The sequence below is a fragment of the Geobacter sp. PheSNFMC genome, from assembly GCF_059620965.1.
This window is the reverse complement of sequence record NZ_JCAMRN010000128.1, coordinates 1-1,762: the sequence shown is the minus strand read 5'-3', so window position 1 is coordinate 1,762 and position 1,762 is coordinate 1. Positions and strand designations below refer to the sequence as shown.

General features: G+C 50.9%; 2 protein-coding genes and 1 pseudogene. 2 read left to right on the top strand and 1 reads right to left on the bottom strand.

Annotated elements, in window-relative coordinates:
• Nucleotides 1–111 (top strand): annotated as a pseudogene (locus tag AC6CDK_RS17770) (IS3 family transposase); the annotation flags it as partial.
• A gap of 3 nt (nt 112–114) precedes the next feature.
• Here AC6CDK_RS17770 and AC6CDK_RS17765 read toward each other — a convergent pair.
• The gene (locus tag AC6CDK_RS17765) at nt 115–678 is read right to left on the bottom strand and encodes a S1 family serine peptidase (RefSeq protein WP_192906050.1); all 564 of its coding nucleotides are present in this window, start codon (nt 676–678) and stop codon (nt 115–117) included.
• Between the two features lie 158 nt (nt 679–836).
• Here AC6CDK_RS17765 and AC6CDK_RS17760 point away from each other — a divergent pair.
• Nucleotides 837–1,762 (top strand): IS110 family RNA-guided transposase (locus AC6CDK_RS17760; RefSeq protein WP_496639957.1); only part of this gene is annotated, 926 nt, incomplete at its 3' end.

Below are 1,762 nucleotides of genomic sequence, written 5' to 3'. Positions count from 1 at the left end.
GCAGTTGCTGACTTCATGGGTCGTTACAACCAGAAGTGGCTGGTCGAAAAACTCGGGTTCAGAAGCCCACGACAGGCCTTCGAGGAGTATCAACTCCAGATGGCTGCGTGACTCTTATCTTGTGTCCAGGGTACCGGGAGCGCTACAAACCACAGCTCGTTTTATGAGTGGCCCTGTCATATCAGCCATATAGCCATTATTCATGGCATTGATGAAATCAGTAGCTCCAGTGATCTTTTTGTCTAATAGCTTGTCCACATCAAATGGAAGCTTCAATTCGTCGGAATAACCTGCAATGAATACTTCCTCTCCCAGTTTAGGTGGAGCAGTTTGTACTCTAATATGTGGAAATTCTGTTGCTTTTGTCATTGGCGCTAAAATGGCCATATCGATCTGGACATCTTCTAGGAAGCCAGGCACCTTGATAGTGATGCAACACAGCCCTACTTTGTATTCAGTGACTGGATATGACGGGAATTTTGCGAAAATCTTCAACTCAGGGTCGTTGGCGTCTCTTTGCCGAATAGGATATCGTCCTGTTACAACGTGAGCAGCTGTCATTATTTCTCCAGTTGCTAAAAAACTGAACCCTGTCCCTTGACTTATCTTCTCTGCTCCCAAAAACACGGTAATGATGCAACACGCATTAGATATCTCATTATATAAATCGTATAGCAAACCTCGCACCTCCTCTGATCACCGGGCCGGGAGATCACCGGGCGGCATTTCGGCCCGGTGTATCTTCCTGGATACTATGTAAGGCCCCCCTTGGGCATACGGAATTTTGCCGTATGCTGGACTTTGGCGAAACCCACTCTCCAAAGGAGGCCTTACACATGAGATTCTACACGAAATCACACACACATTACTGCGGCATCGATCTTCATGCGAAGAAAATGTTCGTCTGCGTCCTAGATGCAGGGGGCGAAGTGCTGCTGCATCGGAATATTGCCAGCTCTCCGGAAGCCTTTCTGAAAACGGTAGCGCCTTTCCGTGATGACCTGGTGGTCGGCGTGGAATGCATGTTTGCCTGGTACTGGCTCGCTGACCTCTGCCGCAAGGAAGGTATCGAATTCGTTCTCGGTCATGCCCTGTACATGAAAGCTGTTCACGGCGGGAAGGCAAAGAATGACAAGATCGATTCCCACAAGATCGCGGTGCTTTTACGTGGCGGCTCGTTCCCTATCGCTTACGTCTACCCGCCGGAGATGCGCGCCACCCGCGATCTACTGCGCCGTCGAACCCATCTGGTGCGCAAGAGGGCCGAACTTTATGCTCACATTCACAATACGGCCATCCAATACAATCTGCCGGAAATCGGCGTCCATCTTGCTGTTGAAAGCAACCGGCAAGGTGTTGACAAGCATTTTCCCGATCTACAGGTGCGCAAGATCGTGCAAATCGATCTGGCAATGATCGATGCCTATGACGACGTGCTCAAAGCTCTGGAATGGGACATTGAGAAGACGGCCCACCGCCATAACTGGCACTCGCTTTTGCTGCTGCGCTCGATCCGTGGTGTCGGCGACATCCTGGCGCTGGTGATGCTTTACGAGATCCATGACATCAATCGGTTCGAGTCGGTCCAGGACTTCGCTTCCTACTGCCGCCTAGTAAAGTGCAGCCACGAATCGGCTGGCAAGAAAAAAGGGACCGGCGGCGCCAAGATCGGCAATGCTCATCTGAAGTGGGCATTCTCCGAGGCAGCCATACACTTCATCCAGTACAACCCGCCAGCCAAGAAACTGAAAGATAATCTGGC